The following is a 17,093-nucleotide window of genomic DNA, read 5'->3' on the forward strand; positions in this document are numbered from 1 at the left end:
ACAAGAAAACAATTTTTCAGAAAATATTTATCTCTTTCATTCGTCGAAAATTGTATTCATGAAGTCTTCAGGTGCCTTGTAAAATTCACCAAGAACCTGAAAATGTTCTGTCTGCTGAAAAGGATGCTCCATTAAGCCGAAAGGCGTCAGATACAGCAGGGTCGCGCCCGGATAGGCCAGACAAAAGGGGAATGGGTCGCGATGACAAACAGCGCGTCCCCCCGTTTTTTCCGCTTCCCGCACGCTTTGGAGACATTCGATCTGACGCACCGGGGAAAGCGCTGCCTCAGGTTCATCAAACAGATAGACACCCCCCGCCAGAAAGCCTGTTGCGAAACAGCGCCACATAGCCTTCACCATGAGAGCGCTGTGATCCAGGCACACTGCCAAAATAGGATAAAATCCGGGTTCTTCTTTAAGAAGATTATGCTTTCAGACGTAAATGAAGGAAGCACAGACTAATCTGCATGCCTTTTGAAGCTGCCCTTTAATGCAGGCAGAGAGCTTTGTGGCTTTCCGGCCCTCCGGTCTCGCAAATATGCAGATGTTGGGGCTTTGTGTTCTTGGGAGCCGTAAGAAACAGCGCCAGCCAGATGCCAACCAGCACCACAGCCGCCACCACAAACGGCGTAAAACGCGGCAGACGGAAGCTGGAGGGGGGCGCAGGCAGATGCTCGCCCTGCTGTCTTTCCAGCCCCTCCAGAAACACGGCGTCCAGATCAGAGTCCGGCACAGAAGAAGGCACTGGGGCAACCGGCTTATTGTTCTGCTGCACACCCTGCCCCATTGTTCTCAGCCTTTCAGGCTGGCCATCATTTCATCCCACTCGCGCTTGCTCAGGCCGGAGCCTTCGCGCTCCACGCTTTCACCAGCCAGCATCCGGCGTACCACCTTCATCATGCTGGCGGAGAATGTCACCGCGCCACGGCGATACTCTTCAAAGGCGGTAGCAGTCTGGGGCACCCACGCATGCAGCACCTTCAGCATCACTTCCGCATAGGCGCGGATTTCGTACTGCGCGTGCGGGTCAAGCCGCAGGGCAAGGAAGTGCATCAGGTTATGCAGGTCAATCTTCCAGTACCATTGCGTGTAGGTATTCAGCGTCAGGTTGATACGGGCCAGTTCACGCGCCAGACCATAGCCTTCGTCCGTATTCAGCATTTTTTCATAATTGCTGTAGGTGCGCATGGCGTCATTGCGCAGAATATCCAGCACCTCCGCCGCGGCCTCGCCTTCCAGCACGGCCCCACGGCCCTGCCGGTTGATTTCGCTCTGCGCCGCCATGTGTTCAGGCGCGGGCAGATAGAACTCACTGTCTAGAATGGAATAGCGGGCAGAATATTCGTTCACGCTGGCCATACGGTGGCGAATCCACTGCCGGGCAATGAAGATGGGCAGTTTGACGTGAAACTTGATCTCACACATCTCAAACGGTGAGGAATGGCGGTGCCGCATCAGGTAACGGATCAGCCCCGCATCTTCAGAAACCTTGCGGGTGCCCCGGCCGTAGGAAACGCGTGCTGCCTGCACAATGGCGGAATCGTCCCCCATGTAATCAATCACGCGCAGGAACCCGTGGTCCAGAACCTCCTGCGGTTCATACAGCATGGCCTCCAGCGCGGGCACGGTTGGCCGGCGGGTGGGGGTGGTTTCTTTGGCGTGCGCGGCGATTTCCGCCCGCTGGGCATCGGTCAGTGACATGCTGTTCCCCGGAACTGTTTGGAGGCATCGCATACACTACAGAAGCAGGAAACTGAACCCAATCCCTTCATAGGCCCTCCGTCAAGCACGTCAGCCCCGCGAGGTGAGCGGCCTTTTCCCCGCTGGCAGCGCCGTATTTCAGCACTCTTCATTGGACACACATGAGCAGACGTGTCAGAAAAAATCCTGCCCCCAGAAAGTAATTTTGAAACCGTTACAAAAAACTCTTCAACTTCTCTCCGCCCTTCCGGCAGATCTCTCCTCAATGAAAAAACATGTCTCTTTTCTGCCCTCCGGCATGACTCTTATCCGGCCAAAGCCCTCACCCGTGTTGATCGGGCTTGGAGGCGTGTGCGGAATCCTGACCAGCATGCTGGTGACAGGATGCGTCACCCCGGCCTCCCTGCCCGCTCTTGTTGCGCCCATAGGGGCGTCTTCCGTTCTGGTGTTCGCCTTGCCTGCCAGCCCACTGGCCTCCCCAAGGGCCGTGATCGGCGGCAACATGATCTCCGCCATGGTTGGGGTGCTGGTCAGTCTGGTGGTCAGTAACCCCATGCCAGCGGCAGGGCTGGCCGTGGGGCTTGCTATTCTGGTCATGAGTCTGACGCGCACCCTCCACCCACCCGGCGGCGCGGCGGCGCTTACCTCCGTGCTCATGCATCCCTCTTCTGCCGGGCTTGGGGCCGCCTTCCTGTTTCCCATTGTTCCGGTTGGCCTGAACTCAGTTTTGCTCGTGGGGGTGGGGGTCGCCTTTCACCACCTGACAGGACACACCTATCCTCATCAGGCTCTTCCTGCCCCGCCCCAGAAAACAGGCGTGCAGCGGGAGGATATTCTGGCGGCCCTGAGCAAAACAGACGAAACATTTGATATTGAAGTGGACGATCTGGAACGCCTGCTGGTTCTGGCCGAAAGCCACGCACACCAACGGCAGGCACAACCGCCCGGGCCCGCTGCCGCCGCGCAATAACCCGCTCCACCGTCATGCCGCAGTGGCCACACGGCCACCTGCAGGCGCGGCCCGAGTCTTCCACCAGACCCAGCCACACCGCTGGCATCACACCACCCGCAGCGTGCCTCTTGCAAAAAGCCCGTGTGCTCCTTATGTTCAGCCGTGCAGGAGGGGCTTGCCCCTTGGCTATGGCGATAAACGGAACGTGGAATAAGCGTAGTGGACCCGGGGGCAGTACCCGGCGTCTCCACCATAAAAATCCGGCCTTTACGGGCATGGACAGATGGGGACGAAACAGGCTCGACACGCGTGGTAAAGACCTTCCTTTTGCCCGGCATTGTACCACCGTTATCGGGCTAAACTTACAAGTGCCAACGATAACTCAGAGGTGCTCGCTGTTGCTGCATAAGCGATAAGCGCGGTTCGGGAGGGCACCGGGCAACAGAAGCCCTCCCACTTTTTTCTCCTCATCGCTGTTTATTTTTTACGCTCTCAGGCGTTTTGCATTTTGCATGGCTGCCTGCCGTGGCAGAGAATCATGCGCCACTGCCTTGCGCTCGCCACACCTTTCCCGCATGGCTGACGGCAGAGTGATCAAAAGGACGCCGGAGCCCCCATACCGGCGCAGAACAGGAGAGCCGCCATGACTGATGACCACGATAACACACCGGAAAACGGCGCTTTTCCCCCTGAAAGCCTGCTGCCTTATGAACGCTGGCTGGAAGACGCCTACCGGGGTGTGATGTTGAGTGCGCTCGAATATGTGAGCCGTGAAGGGCTTGCAGGCGAGCACCATTTCTATCTGACTTTCCGGACTGACTTCCCCGGCGTGGACATTCCGGCCCGTCTCCGCGCCCAGTATCCGCATGAGATGACCATAGTGCTGCAACACCAGTTCTGGGACCTGAAGGTAGATCGCCCGGCAGGCATTGTGTCTGTCGGTCTGTCCTTTGGCGGCATTGGCAGCACGCTGGTCATTCCCGTGCGCGCCTTTACCGGCTTTGCTGATCCTTCCATCCATCTCAGCCTTCATTTCATGGCAGAAGAACCGGATGAAGCCGAAACCACGGACACGCCCGTGGTGGATGCAAACGCCGCAGACCAGCAGGAAGCCAGCGGAACAGCAGAAAGTGATTCATCTCCGCAGGTGGTGAGCCTTGACGCTTTTCGCAAGAAAGGGCCATCACCCGCCTGATGGCCCCGGCAGAGGGGCCAAGGCCACGGAGATCACGCACACCATGAATAGCCAGCCCCCCCGCCCGCCTGTGCCTGCCTTTGCTTACTCCCCCATCTTTCCGTTGGGGGAAGACACCACCACCTATCGCAAGGTGGATATCAAGGGGGGTGTCAGCACCTCTCACTGTGGCGGCAAGACCGTTCTGCACATCACACCCGAAGCGCTGACAGAATTTACGGCGCAGGCGTTCCATGAAGTGGCCCATTACCTGCGGCCCAAACATCTGGAACAGCTCTCCAGCATCCTCAAAGACCCTGAAGCCTCGGACAATGACCGCTTTGTGGCTCTTGATCTGCTGAAGAACGCCTGCATTGCCGCAGGGGGTGTGCTGCCCATGTGTCAGGATACCGGCACCGCCATTGTCTTCGGCAAGAAAGGCCAGCGTGTGTGGGTTGAGGGCGATGAGGAAGTCGCGTTCTCCAAGGGGGTGTATGAAACTTACACCCGCACCAATCTGCGCTATTCGCAGATGGCGCCTCTGTCCATGTTCGAAGAAAAGAACACCGGCACCAACCTGCCCGTGCAGTGCGATATCTTCGCCAGCCCCGCCACGCATCATGATGAACAGTTTGATCTGATGTTTGTGGCCAAGGGCGGCGGCTCCGCCAACAAGACCTTCCTGTTTCAGGAAACCCGCGCCTTGCTGGGGTCTGAACAGAAGCTGCTGGACTGGCTGGACACCAAGATCAAAACGCTGGGCACCTCCGCCTGCCCGCCTTACCATCTGGCCATTGTGATTGGCGGCATGTCTGCCGAGCAGACGCTGAAAACCGTCAAGCTGGCTTCCACCCATTGGTATGACAGCCTGCCCACCAGCGGCAGCCCCACCGGCCACGCCTTCCGTGATGTGGAAATGGAACAGAAAATTCTGGGCCTTACCCGCAAGCTGGGCATTGGCGCGCAGTTTGGCGGCAAGTATTTCTGCCACGATGTGCGGGTGATCCGCCTACCGCGCCATGGAGCCTCCCTGCCGGTTGGCATGGGCGTTTCCTGCTCTGCTGACCGCCAGATCAAGGCCCGCATCACGGCGGATGGCTTTTTTCTGGAACAGCTTGAGCATGACCCTGCCCGCTTCCTGCCTGAAACCACGGACGAGCATCTGGGTGGAGACGCCATCAAGATCAACCTCAACCGCCCCATGGATGAGATCCGCAAGGAACTCTCGCAATATCCTGTCAAAACCCGTCTGGCGCTGACCGGCACCGTGGTTGTGGCGCGCGATATTGCCCACGCCAAGTTCAAGGAACGGCTGGACCGGGGTGAAGGTCTGCCGCAATACCTGAAAGACCACCCCGTTTATTACGCAGGCCCTGCCAAAACACCCACCGGCATGGCCACTGGCTCCTTTGGCCCGACAACGGCCGGGCGCATGGATTCGTATGTGGCGGAGCTTCAGGCCAATGGCGGCTCCTTTGTCATGCTGGCCAAGGGCAACCGCTCCAAAGCCGTGAAGGACGCCTGTCAGAAATATGACGGTTTCTATCTGGGCTCCGTTGGCGGCCCCGCAGCCCGGCTGGCGCAGGACTGCATCCGCAAGGTGGAAGTGCTTGAGTATCCCGAACTAGGCATGGAAGCTGTGTGGAAAATTGAGGTCGAGGACTTCCCCGCGTTTATTGTTATCGACGATAAGGGCAATGACTTCTACGCTGAGTTAAGCTGAGCCATTCAGCCGCCCGCCTTACGGGAAGGCGGGCCAGCCAGAGGAGCCCTGCCGTTTCATGCGCTTTACCGTTGACCGGATGGACCATGCTGTCCTGACTGTAAGAGACCTCGAAATTTCAGCATCCTGGTACCAGCGGGTATTAGGGATGGAGCGGGAGGAATACGGGCGCAACAACCGCACGGCCCTGCGTTTTGGTGGCCAGAAGCTCAACCTGCGCCCGCAGGGCACTGACGGATGGGAAACCGCCGTCCACGCGCTGCCGGGGGGAAATGACCTGTGCTTTGTCACCGCCGTCACCAGTGACGATGTGGTCGAACATCTGGAGAAATGTGGCGTGAGCATTGTGGAAGGCCCCGTGGCGCGCCTGGGGGCGCTTGGGCCGATCACATCCGTTTATTGTCATGATCCGGACCAGAACCTGATTGAAATTGCCTCCTATCAGGGCTGATCAAAAAAGCGCCGTTCAGTCTGATCTGAACGGCGCTTTTTATATGAGAGACAGTAAACGCGTCTGAGGAAGCAACGCAGGGGTAGCCCCCTGCCCTGCCTCGTCCGTCCTCTGCCTCGCATTAGGCCAAATGTCTTACCCAGCCTGATTGGTCCGCACGGCACTTTTCTGCTCGGCCGGTGCGGTGTCAGACGCAGAAGACGTGCCAAGCCAGCCGCCCCGGAATCCGGCACGCAGCAATCCCTGCCGAATAACCGGATTACTTTTCATGACATTCCACACAAACCCACTGCGGCGGTTTTCCAGCATCAGCAGAATGGGCCCCTGATCAATGCCCAGATAAGCGGTGTCAGACCAGAAAGGCATCTTGCCTTTGTGGTAACTGGGGTTGAACGCATCCACAAAGCCGTAGCGGCCATAAATGTGGCTGCCATATCGCTTTTTCATTTCCCGCAGGGCAGGCACCGCAATTTCCGGCGCAAAGGCAACGGACCCACCCGCCGCCGTGGGGGCAATGGTGCCGTCATCCTGCGTGTAATCCCGCCCGGCCCCACGTGCGGAATAGGAGAAGAAGTGGCGCGTCTGCCCGTTGACGGTTTCTGTCACTTCACCGGGGCCGTCACTTGCTGTCAGCCCCCATACATCCGGTCCGTAATCCTGCCACTTGCCGGGGTTGGCCATGGCATAGGACCGCTGCGCATAGGCCGCGCGACGGCTGTTTTCAAAATAATCGATGCCTTTTTCACGGTTCCAGTCATCCTGAATGCCCCGGAAATCAATCCAGGAATGGGTGTACTGGTGCCCGAAAAGCGGTGCGAAATTCAGCAGCGTCTGCCCGCTATATTCCCCCCAGCGTTTGTCATTAGTGGCCAGCCACGCCTGCCATGATGCCGGCTGCAACGGGTGCGTGACAGACCCCAGCGCCAGCACATAGGCCATCATGCCTTCACTGTAGCCTTCCCAATAATTGGGCAGGAACTGATGTTCTGGCGACCACCCCATGCTCAGGCGCTGATCGGGCCGGCGCATCCACGGCCAATCCACATTCTGGAAAAGCCTGTTGGCCAATGTGCGGATTTCACGCTCCTGCGGCGTATCCTGCGTGTAATAGCTTTCTGTAAACAGCACACCCTGCATCAGCAACGCGGTATCAATGCTGGAGAGCTCGATATCCTTGTTGAAGCGCAGGCCGGTTTTATGATCCAGAAAATGATAGAAAAATCCGTGATAGCCAGAGGCATCGTCCGCACTGGCGTTCTGCGGCAGGCGAGAAAGATAACGCAGGGTATTCAACGTACGCGTAATGGCCTGAGCCCGCGTAATATAGCCACGTTCAGCGCCAATGCCGTAAGCCGTAAGCCCAAACCCGATGGACGCCACGCTGGCCTGTGTCTGATCAGACGGATAACGGTCAGGCACCAGCCCGGTCTGCGGGTCTCCGGACTCCCAGAACCATTGGAAGGTGCGGTGTTCCAAATCTTCCAGCAGCGCCTGATCTGCCGCATTGGGCTTGAACGGAGCCGCTGCCGTTGAAACAGTCTTTTGGGAAACAGCCGGAGAAGAAATACTGGCCTCGGCAGCGTGCGTCACGGTAGGGGCCAGCCCCCCACCAGCAGCCGCAAAAAGCCCGACGCCAAAAGAAAGAACAACCCGAAAACCAACACCCGGACGCGCACCCTGCCGCCTTTTCCGGCGCAGAGAACCCTGCCCTGAAAACCGCTTATCCACCATATCGACTGTAGCCCACCCCTTATTTCCCAATGCCGGAACACCACGCTTTTCCGGCAGACACAGGTAAGGAACCACCCAAAACAGGCATATCCATGTCACTGCCATGACAGTAACAGGACACAGTTTTGAAAAAACCACGATATGCGAATAAGAGACTTTAAAGTTTTGTTAAAGAAACGATAGAAACGCCGCCCTCCCAAAAGAAGGCGGAGCGAATTTTACTGACCGTAACGGAAGACGTTCAGATCTTCATAAGCTATATCAGGCTTCTTTCCAGACATGATATCGGCCAGAACCCGGCCGGAGCCACAGGCCATGGTCCAGCCCAACGTGCCATGTCCCGTGTTCAGGAACAGGTTTTCATATCCTGTGCGGCCAATAATGGGTGTGCCGTCCGGCGTCATGGGTCGCAGGCCGGTCCAGAACGTGGCGCCGGGTACATCACAGCAGTTGGCAAACAGGTCTGTCACGGAATGTTCCAGTGTCTCCCGGCGCGGTGCACGCAGGCGGCGGCTGAACCCTGCCAGTTCCGCCGTGCCCCCCACCCGCACGCGGTCTCCCAGACGGGTAATGCCGATCTTGAACGTTTCATCCATGATGGTGGAAACCGGCGCACGGGCTGCATCCGTAATGGCAGCCGTCAGGGAATATCCCTTCACCGGATAGATGGGCAGATCGAGCCCAAGCGGACGGACCACTCCCGGTGAGAAACTGCCCAGAGACAACACATAGGAATCGGCCGTCAGCACGCCGCCGCTGGTTTCCACACCAGTAATGCGGCCACCATCTGCCAGAATCTGCTTGATTTTGGTGTTGTACAGAAAGGTTACACCCGCTTTTGCAGCCATGCTGGCCAGTGTCTGCGTGAACTTGAACGCATCACCCGTTTCATCACCTGGCAGACGCAGACCACCCACAATTTTATGTGCGGCATCGGCAAGGCCGGGTTCAGCCTTCACACAGGCATCACGGTCCAGCACCTCATAGGGCACCTGGTATTGTTTGAGCACTGCAATATCCAATGCCGCGCCATCAAGCTGCTTCTGGGTGCGGAACACCTGCAAGGTGCCTTGTTGCCGGTCATCATAGGTAATGCCGGTTTCCTTGCGCAGGTCTCCCAGCACATCACGGCTGTATTCTGCCAGCCGCACCATACGGCCCTTGTTCCGGTCATACGCAGGGGTGGTGCAGTTTTCCAGCATCTGCCACAGCCATTTCCACAAATGCGGGTCCGGCAGCGGCCAGAACACAAACGGACGATGCGCCATCATAAGCCAGCGTATGGATTTAAGCGGCACACCCGGCCCGGCCCACGGGGCGGAATAACCGGGCGACACCTGGCCTGCATTGGCAAAGCTGGTTTCCATCCCGGCTTCAGGCTGACGGTCCACAACGGTCACTTCATGCCCGGCCTGCGCCAGATACCATGCGGAGGTTACCCCAACCACGCCACCGCCCAGAACAAGAACTTTCATAATGCGTCGTCCTTAATGTGTTCAGAAAATATCAGATGTTTTCACACGAGATTCTGGTAAATGCGGTGATACCGCCGCCCCAGAGACGTTAGAACCTCATAGCCGATGGTCCCTTCCGCAGCGGCAACATCATCCACGCCATATTGTGTGTTCAGCAGATCCACCAGTGCATCAGCCGCCAGCTCCGCCTCGGGAATGGCAGAGACATCCACCGTCATGGAATCCATGGAAATCCGGCCCAGAATGGGCAATTTCTGCCCCTTGAACCACGCACAGCCCGTGCTGGCGCCCTGACGGGCAAAACCATCCGCGTATCCTGTAGCAAGGGTCGCCACCCGGCATGGCCCCTCGGCCTGCCATGTCAGCCCGTATCCCACCCTGTCTCCTTTTGAGAGCGTACGGGTTTGCAGCACACGCGCCTGCAAACGCACCACCTGCTTCAGGGGATTGGGACCAGAGGCATTGGGGGCCACGCCATAAAGTGCTGCACCGGGGCGCACCAGATCCTGATGATACGCAGCACCCAGAAAAATACCGGATGATGCCGCGAGGCTGAGCGGTGCCGGAGGCAACAGGGCGGCATACTGTTTCAACCGCTCCAACTGCTGGGCATTAGCCGGGTTCTCCGGCGTATCCGCACAGGCAAGATGGCTCATGATCAGGCTGAGAGATATCCCTTTCAGCAGAGCAGGGTTTTCAAAAAGCTGCTGAACATCACTTGCAGAAAGCCCGAAACGGGACATGCCTGTGTCCAACTGTAAGACAGCATCAAGCGCCTTGCCCTTCCGCTCAGCCAGTGCACGTAACTGCGCAATCTGTTCCATGCTGTTGAGCACGGGCCGCAGCCCGCTTTCCACACATTCCGCCAAAGCGTCCGGCCGGGCCCCGTGCAGAACGGTAATCCGCGCGTGTGGCGAAAGGGAGGGTCTCAGAGCCAACCCTTCATCCACATGCGCAACAAAAAACTCTTTTGCGCCAGCCTTTTGCAAAGCAGGCGCCACATGCGCCGCGCCAAGCCCATAGGCATCCGCTTTGACCACCGCAGCACACACCGCACCGGCAGTGCGCTGAACAAGCTGGCGATAATTGTCCACTATGGCTCCCAGATCCACCGTCAACACGGCACCTGCCCGGGTAGCAGCCCAGTCAGCACGCGGAAGAGAACAGGAAGACATGGTGCCAGAACTCCACACTGTTTCGATATGACAATTTTAGCAAAGAGTGTGTGGCATATCTTGCCGTTTTGTCGCATAAAATTCTGACAAAGATGATTTTTATCGCATAACATGCGGCAATAGACAGGAAGTAGATACATGATCTTCGACCGCATGACAGACGCCATTCTGCGCCACCTGCAACATGATGGACGGCTGAGCAATGCGGATCTGGCCCAGCGTGTGGGTCTTTCGCCCTCAGCGTGCCTGCGCCGGGTTAAACTTCTGGAAAAAAACGGAATTATTCAGGGCTATCGCGCCATTATTGATCGCAATGCCACACGCACCATGGCGACGGTGATTGTACAGATCACACTGGAGCGCCAGACAGAAGACTGCCTGCGCCGCTTTGAAAGCCGTGTGCGGGACTGCCCCGATGTAAAGGAATGTTACCTGATGACAGGTGATGCGGACTATCTGCTACGCGTAGAAGCGCAGGATATGTCAGATTACGAACGCATTCATAAAGAAGAACTATCCCGCATGCCGGGTGTTGTGCGGATTCAAAGCAATTTTGCTATCCGCCCCGTTGTGCAGACATGGAAGAACTAGGAAAGCCCCAAAAGGTGGCCTTTCTCAGTTCTCCGAATCGTCTTTCTTGTCTGCGTCCGGTTCGTCTTCTTCATCCAGATCACGCTTCACATCTGGAGATTTCAGCAGACTATCCATATGCATGGCGTAATCCAGCGTTGTATCTGGCTGGAAATGCAATTCCGGCGCTACACGCAGCCGCAGCTTATGCGACATCTGGGTACGCAACCATGGGGCTACCCGCTTGAGCGCAGGCAGCAGCGCATCAATATCGCTCCGACCCAGACGCGCCACAAATACGGTGGCATGTTTGAAATCCGGAGAAAGACGCACTTCCGTCACCGTAACCGTGGCGTCTGCCAGATCAGGATCACGAAAAGTGGTCCGCGCAAAAAGTTCAGCCAGCACACGACGAACTTCTTCGCCCACCCGTAACTGGCGTTGAGACGGCCCTAAAGGAGAAAGACCGGCGAGATACCCCGCCGGTCCTTTCATTCCAGGCCTGTCTGATCCGTTCCGACGGCTCATGCAGGCACCAACTCACTTTCAAAACATTCGACCACATCGCCTTCGCGCAGGTCATTGTATCCAGCAAAGGAGAGACCGCACTCATAACCACGGGCCACTTCCTTGACATCGTCCTTGAAGCGCTTGAGCTGGCTGAGGTCACCTTCATGGATAACCACACCATCACGCAGCAGACGCACGCCACAACCGCGTTTGACAACGCCTTCCGTAACGTAACAGCCAGCCACCTTGCCCACTTTGGTAATTTCGAAAACCTTGCGGATTTCGGCATACCCAAGGAACTTTTCGCGATGCTTGGGCGCAATCTTGCCACGCACCAGCTGCTCCACATCATCAGCTACCTGATAGATGATGGAGTAGTAGCGAATTTCCACACCTTCGCGCTGGGCGAGGGTACGGGCCTGCGCTGTGGCACGCACGTTAAAGGCAATGATAACGGCATCAGACGCCTTGGCGAACTGCACATCACTTTCCGTGATCTGCCCCACCGTTGCGTTGAGCACACGCACTGCAACTTCTTCATGCGCCAGCTTGAGCACTGTGGTCTGGATGGCCTCGGCAGATCCCTGAACGTCCGCCTTGATGAGAACCGCCACTTCCTTCTGCTCACCCGCCTGAATACGGGCCAGCATCTGGTCCAGCGTGCCGCGAGCCGCAACCTGACCTGCAACCTGATGTTCCTTCAGCTTACGCTGACGGAATTCAGAAATTTCGCGGGCGCGGTTTTCGTTCTCGACCACAACAAACGGAGCACCTGCAGAAGGAACGCCTGTCAGGCCAAGAATTTCAACCGGCATGGACGGCGTTGCATCCGCAACCTGACGGCCACGGTCGTCAACCAGCGCACGCACACGGCCCCATTCCGCACCAGCGACAACAATGTCACCTTTATGCAGGGTGCCCTTCTGCACCAGTACGGACGCCACGGACCCACGACCACGGTCCAGACGGCTTTCGATCACCGCACCTTCTGCCGTCCGGTTCGGATTGGCTTTCAGGTCCAGAATTTCGGCCTGCAGAAGAATGGCTTCTTCCAGCTTGTCCAGTCCTTCACGCTTCAGCGCAGAGACTTCAACGTCCTGCACGTCACCGCTCATGGATTCCACAACAATCTCGTGGCTCAGCAGTTCCTGACGCACGCGGTCAGGGTTGGCACCGGGCTTGTCGATCTTGTTGATGGCCACAATGATCGGCGCATTGGCTGCCTTGGCGTGTTTGATGGCCTCAATGGTCTGAGGCATCACACCATCATCAGCCGCCACAACCAGCACCACCACGTCCGTAATGGAGGCACCACGGGCACGCATGGCGGTAAACGCCTCATGTCCGGGCGTATCCAGGAACGTGATCTTGGCACCGGATGCCAGCGTCACCTGATAGGCACCGATATGCTGGGTAATGCCCCCGGCTTCGCCTGCCGCAACGTCTGTGGTGCGCAGGGCATCCAGCAGAGAGGTCTTACCATGGTCAACATGGCCCATGATGGTCACAACTGGCGGACGCGGCTGCAGATCTTCCGGTGCGTCCTCAATGCCTTCAATGCCCAGCTCAACGTCACTTTCAGACACACGGCGCACACGGTGGCCGAATTCTTCAACGATCAGTTCAGCCGTATCGGCATCAATGGTCTGGGTCACCGTTGCCATGACGCCGTTTTTCATCAGCGCCTTGATCACTTCACCCTGACGGGCGGCCATACGGTTAGCCAGTTCCTGAACCGTGATGGTTTCAGGCAGCACAACATCGCGCACCACCCGGACCTGATCGGCACGGAGACGTTCCAGTTCGGCCTGACGGCGTTCACGTTCGCGTTGACGACGCACAGAAGCGAGTGAACGCGTCTTGTCGTCATCCCCTTCAATCGCGGCCTGAATATCAATCCGGCCTGCGCGGCGACCGCTGTCACCCTTACGGGCACCACCGGGGCTCTTGCGCGGAGGCGCACTGCCACCCGGACGACGTGCAGGGCTGCCACGGCGGGGCTGATCATCATCCCCTTCCGTACCACGACCACGCAGACGCAGGGTCTGGGCAGCAGCCGCAGCACCATCAGCCGCAGCGGCTGGCGCTGCCTGCGGACGCGGAGCAGCAGGCTTGAGCGGCTTGGCCGGCATGATCGCCCGCTCAGCCAGAGGCTTCAGGCGCCCAACAGGGGGAGCCAGCGTGACTTCACCCGGAATGGGCACAGCAGAAACCACCGGCCCTTTGGCTTCAATCGGCTTGATGGAGTCGATACGCGCCTTGCGTTCCGCTTCCTCAGCTTCAGCCTTGGCTACAGCTTCTTCTTCAGCGGCACGCTTTTCATCTTCTTCACGACGGCGGGCTTCTTCAGCGGCGGAAAGAATCTGGATCTTTTCCTGCTCGCGCCGTTCAGCCTCACGCCGTTCGGCTTCTTCAGCCGCTTTCTTCTGTTCCTGCAACACGCGCTGGCGCATTGCCAGCTCGGCAGCCGTCAGGGTACGGCCACCTCCTGCACGACCGCCCGCACCACGGCCACCGGCTCCGCCTGCAGCGCCGGGGCCACGCTTCTTGCGCACCTCAACCTGCACGACCTTGGAGCGGCCATGGCTGAAACTCTGCCGCACGGACCCGGCATCAACCGTCCGTCCGACTTCCGAACGACCCGCCGGCCGAAGGGACAAACGTCCCTTACCCTGATCCTGATCCTTGCCTTCGCTCATTGACCCGCCTGTTCACACCCATCCGCCGGAAAGGTCCGGCGAACCCGGGAGCCGCCTTGGGCAACCCCCGAAAAACGCTCATTCTCACAACACAGACGGGAGGCAAGACCTCCGTGCGCCAATGCTGCGTTTACAACCCGCTCACGCCCGAAAACCCTTGCAAGGTCTTCAGCCGAAAGCGCCTCAATCACAGGTAAGTTCCTGGCACCCGACAGGAGCCGATCCAGTTCATCCCTGCTTCCATCAGATGCATGAATGATCACTGCGGCCTCACGCCGCATCACCCACTCCCGCACCTTCATGAAACCACTGGTAGACTGCCCGGCACGCCGGGCCAGCCCCAGAAGTTCCACCATGCGCCGACGCAGACCGGCCTCAACCTGAACAGCCAGATCTTCGGGCACCGTTACCTGCCGCCGTGCCGCCCGCGCAAACACGCCGCGCTTGCGGGCCTGTTCTATCACATCCCGCTGGGCGCTCAACCATATTCCCCGTCCGGGCAGTCGCGCGTCCAGGTCAGGCACAACAACAGATGAGGGTGATACCACAAAACGCAACATCAAGGCTGGTTTTTCCTGCTGCCGTGTTACTGCACAGCGCCGCAGGGGGCCTTTTTCGTCTTCATCCGCTTCGGGCAAAAAATCACCACTCATTGTTTGTCAGGCTTTCCAGCAGCCAGACCCGTTCTTACTCCTGCTCGGCGCTTTTGCCGTCTTCCTCGTCAAACCAGTGAGCACGCGCCGCCATGATGATTTCATTGGCAGCATCTTCCTCAATAGCGTCAGTACCGAGAATTTCGACAAGCTCATCACCAGCCAGATCAGCAAGGTCGTCCAGAGTTTTTACACCCTTTTCACCCAGTGTCACAAGCATCTGGTTGGTAAACACGCCCATATCGGCAATGTCATCAGACACACCGAGCTCGCGCCGCTTGGTATCCAGGTTTTCTTCCTGTTTCACCAGATAGGCTTCGGCGCGCTGCACCAGTTCACTTACCACCGATTCGTCAAAACCTTCAATGCCAATCAGTTCATCCGGGTCGGCATAGGCCAGTTCTTCAATGGTATGGAAGCCTTCCGTCACCAGAAGACCGGCAATCACATCATCAACATCCAGCGCTTCAACAAACAGGTTGGTGCGGCGACGGAATTCTTCCTGGCGGCGTTCGGATTCTTCAGCTTCGGTCAGGATATCAATATCCCAACGCGTCAACTGGCTGGCCAGACGCACGTTCTGCCCACGGCGGCCAATGGCCAGCGAAAGCTGCTCGTCCGGCACCACCACTTCAACGCGGCCCGCTTCTTCATCCATCACCACTTTGGAGACTTCAGCCGGGGCCAGTGCGTTCACCACAAAGGTCGCGGCCTGCGGGCTCCACGGAATGATATCAATCTTTTCGCCCTGCAGTTCGGCCACAACCGCCTGCACGCGAGACCCACGCATACCCACGCAGGCGCCAACCGGATCAATGGACGCATCACGGGAGATCACGGCCATCTTTGCACGGGAACCCGGGTCACGCGCCACAGCCTTGATCTCAATGATCCCATCATAGATTTCAGGCACTTCCTGCGCGAACAGCTTGGCCAGGAAGGCCGGATGCGTGCGGGAGAGGAAGATCTGCGGGCCACGGGGTTCATCACGCACATCATAGATGTAGGCGCGCACGCGGTCGGAGTTGCGGAAGGATTCACGCGGAATCAGCTCATCCCGGCGCAGCAGCGCCTCGGCAGAGCCGATTTCCACCATCAGGTTGCCGTATTCGGTCCGTTTGACAGTGCCGTTGACGATCTCGCCTACGCGGTCCTTGAATTCGTTATACTGGCGCTTGCGCTCATATTCCCGCACGCGCTGGACAATCACCTGCTTGGCGGTCTGGGCGGCAATGCGGCCAAAATCGATAGGCGGCAGCGGATCAACCAGATATTCGCCAGCCTTGATTTCCGGCTGGAACTTGCGGGCAATGGCCAGCGGAATCTGGGTTTCCTCGTTCTCTACCTGCTCGACAACTTCCGTCCAGCGGGAGAGACGCACTTCACCCGTCCGGCGATCAATGGTCGCGCGGATATCTTTCTCATGCCCGTATTTGGCACGTCCGGCCTTCTGGATAGCCTGCTCCATGGCTTCCAGCACTTCTTCGCGTTCGATTCCCTTCTCGCGCGAAACAGCATCTGCAACCAGCAGCAGTTCAGGACGGGAAACAGAGGTATCCATACTCTCAGCTCTCCAAAGCAGGCGACGTGATCAGTGTAACTTGCGCCCGGCCGGTTTTTCTTCCCCGGCCTTGCTCTTTTCATTCTCGCCCTCATCATCGGCAGGGCGCGCCATCTGCGCACTCGCCTCAATCAGGGCATCCGTCAATACCAGTTTTGCCCGACGGATTTCCGCCAGCGGCAAACGGGCCTCAGTTCCATCATCCAGCCGGAGTCGGCCGGTTTCTGCATCCGCCCCCAGGACAACACCGGAAAACCGGCGCCGACCATCAACCGGAACCAGAACTTCCACCTTGGCCTGATGGCCGGTGAAGCGGTTCCAGTCCTTGGCGCGCGTCAACGGACGATCAATTCCGGCGGAGGACACCTCAAGCGTCCAGGCACCGGGGATAGGATCTTCCACATCCAGCACAGCGCCCACGGCATGGCTGATGCGCTCACAATCTTCCACATTGATGAGCGAGCCATCCTTGCGGTCCGCCATGATCTGCACTGTCGGGCTTTCACGCCCCAGCACCGCCACGCGAACAATCTCATAGCCAAGATCATCCAGCGTTGGCGCCACAAGGGCGACAAGGCGGGCTTCCAGGCCGGAATGGATGGGCAGATCAGCGTCCAATGCAAAAAAGGCGGCCCGTCAAGGCCACCCCCCAAAATTCTGATAAAATGAAAGGATGATGTTTCATGTAGGGGATACCAGACCATGCTGCAAGAGTTGA

Annotated in this window: 16 protein-coding genes and 1 other RNA gene; 6 read left to right on the forward strand and 11 right to left on the reverse strand. The window is 58.1% G+C overall.

The window, feature by feature from the left end; all coding sequences use genetic code 11:
• Positions 1-36: 36 nt before the first annotated feature.
• The 3 genes from AD944_RS12350 to thyX all read right to left on the reverse strand — a co-directional run bounded on the left by AD944_RS12350 (position 37) and on the right by thyX (position 1,701).
• Positions 37-360 carry a hypothetical protein gene (locus AD944_RS12350; protein WP_145912846.1) on the reverse strand — a complete coding sequence of 108 codons (324 nt, stop codon included), beginning with the start codon at positions 358-360 and terminating at the stop codon, positions 37-39.
• Between the two features lie 127 nt (positions 361-487).
• Positions 488-787: a hypothetical protein gene (locus AD944_RS12355; protein WP_045542615.1), complete on the reverse strand. Its 300-nt coding sequence runs from the start codon at positions 785-787 to the stop codon at positions 488-490.
• A 5-nt stretch (positions 788-792) separates the two neighbouring features.
• Positions 793-1,701 (reverse strand): FAD-dependent thymidylate synthase, encoded by a 909-nt coding sequence (gene thyX / locus AD944_RS12360; protein ID WP_006558914.1) that lies wholly within the window; start codon positions 1,699-1,701, stop codon positions 793-795.
• A gap of 265 nt (positions 1,702-1,966) precedes the next feature.
• Here thyX and AD944_RS12365 point away from each other — a divergent pair, with 265 nt between their 5' ends.
• The 5 genes from AD944_RS12365 (at position 1,967) to AD944_RS12385 (ending at position 6,001) form a co-directional block, all read left to right on the forward strand.
• Positions 1,967-2,671: an HPP family protein gene (locus AD944_RS12365; RefSeq protein WP_201785453.1), complete on the forward strand. Its 705-nt coding sequence runs from the start codon at positions 1,967-1,969 to the stop codon at positions 2,669-2,671.
• A 106-nt stretch (positions 2,672-2,777) separates the two neighbouring features.
• Positions 2,778-3,111, forward strand: a transfer-messenger RNA (tmRNA) gene (gene ssrA, locus AD944_RS12370).
• A gap of 185 nt (positions 3,112-3,296) precedes the next feature.
• On the forward strand, positions 3,297-3,848 hold the full coding sequence (locus tag AD944_RS12375; protein ID WP_035380140.1) for an SspB family protein: 552 nt from the start codon (positions 3,297-3,299) through the stop codon (positions 3,846-3,848).
• Positions 3,849-3,891: 43 nt separating this feature from the next.
• Complete coding sequence (locus AD944_RS12380; protein ID WP_045542631.1) at positions 3,892-5,550, forward strand: fumarate hydratase; 1,659 nt, start codon at positions 3,892-3,894, stop codon at positions 5,548-5,550.
• Positions 5,551-5,608: 58 nt separating this feature from the next.
• Entirely contained in the window at positions 5,609-6,001 is a 393-nt protein-coding gene (locus tag AD944_RS12385) for a VOC family protein (protein ID WP_045542614.1), read from the forward strand.
• 135 nt (positions 6,002-6,136) lie between these two features.
• On the opposite strand, the gene AD944_RS12390 is transcribed toward AD944_RS12385, so the two are convergent.
• The 3 genes from AD944_RS12390 to alr form a co-directional block, all read right to left on the reverse strand.
• A complete protein-coding gene (locus AD944_RS12390; RefSeq protein WP_236709235.1) occupies positions 6,137-7,837 on the reverse strand; it encodes a glucoamylase family protein in 1,701 nt (566 codons plus the stop codon).
• A 113-nt stretch (positions 7,838-7,950) separates the two neighbouring features.
• Positions 7,951-9,207: a D-amino acid dehydrogenase gene (locus tag AD944_RS12395; protein ID WP_006558907.1), complete on the reverse strand. Its 1,257-nt coding sequence runs from the start codon at positions 9,205-9,207 to the stop codon at positions 7,951-7,953.
• A 41-nt stretch (positions 9,208-9,248) separates the two neighbouring features.
• Positions 9,249-10,382, reverse strand: coding sequence for an alanine racemase (gene alr, locus AD944_RS12400; protein ID WP_045542613.1), 1,134 nt, complete (start codon positions 10,380-10,382; stop codon positions 9,249-9,251).
• 138 nt (positions 10,383-10,520) lie between these two features.
• On the opposite strand from alr, the gene AD944_RS12405 reads away from it, so the two are divergent.
• Positions 10,521-10,973, forward strand: a complete 453-nt coding sequence (locus tag AD944_RS12405; RefSeq protein ID WP_006558905.1) for an Lrp/AsnC family transcriptional regulator — start codon at positions 10,521-10,523, stop codon at positions 10,971-10,973.
• 24 nt (positions 10,974-10,997) lie between these two features.
• Here AD944_RS12405 and rbfA read toward each other — a convergent pair whose 3' ends face one another.
• The 5 genes from rbfA to rimP are packed head-to-tail and all read right to left on the reverse strand — an operon-like array spanning position 10,998 to position 16,993.
• On the reverse strand, positions 10,998-11,480 hold the full coding sequence (gene rbfA, locus AD944_RS12410) for a 30S ribosome-binding factor RbfA (protein WP_035380149.1): 483 nt from the start codon (positions 11,478-11,480) through the stop codon (positions 10,998-11,000).
• A complete protein-coding gene (infB, locus tag AD944_RS12415; RefSeq protein ID WP_045542612.1) occupies positions 11,477-14,161 on the reverse strand; it encodes a translation initiation factor IF-2 in 2,685 nt (894 codons plus the stop codon). Before infB ends, rbfA begins: the two co-directional genes overlap by 4 nt.
• Positions 14,158-14,814 carry an RNA-binding protein gene (locus AD944_RS12420; protein WP_006558902.1) on the reverse strand — a complete coding sequence of 219 codons (657 nt, stop codon included), beginning with the start codon at positions 14,812-14,814 and terminating at the stop codon, positions 14,158-14,160. Before AD944_RS12420 ends, infB begins: the two co-directional genes overlap by 4 nt.
• A 34-nt stretch (positions 14,815-14,848) precedes the next feature.
• The gene (nusA, locus tag AD944_RS12425; protein ID WP_035380151.1) at positions 14,849-16,375 is read right to left on the reverse strand and encodes a transcription termination factor NusA; all 1,527 of its coding nucleotides are present in this window, start codon (positions 16,373-16,375) and stop codon (positions 14,849-14,851) included.
• 30 nt (positions 16,376-16,405) lie between these two features.
• Complete coding sequence (gene rimP, locus AD944_RS12430; protein ID WP_006558900.1) at positions 16,406-16,993, reverse strand: ribosome maturation factor RimP; 588 nt, start codon at positions 16,991-16,993, stop codon at positions 16,406-16,408.
• Positions 16,994-17,093: the final 100 nt, after the last annotated feature.

The sequence above is a fragment of the Acetobacter tropicalis genome (assembly GCF_001580915.1).
In the GTDB taxonomy this organism is placed as follows: Bacteria; Pseudomonadota; Alphaproteobacteria; order Acetobacterales; family Acetobacteraceae; genus Acetobacter; species Acetobacter tropicalis.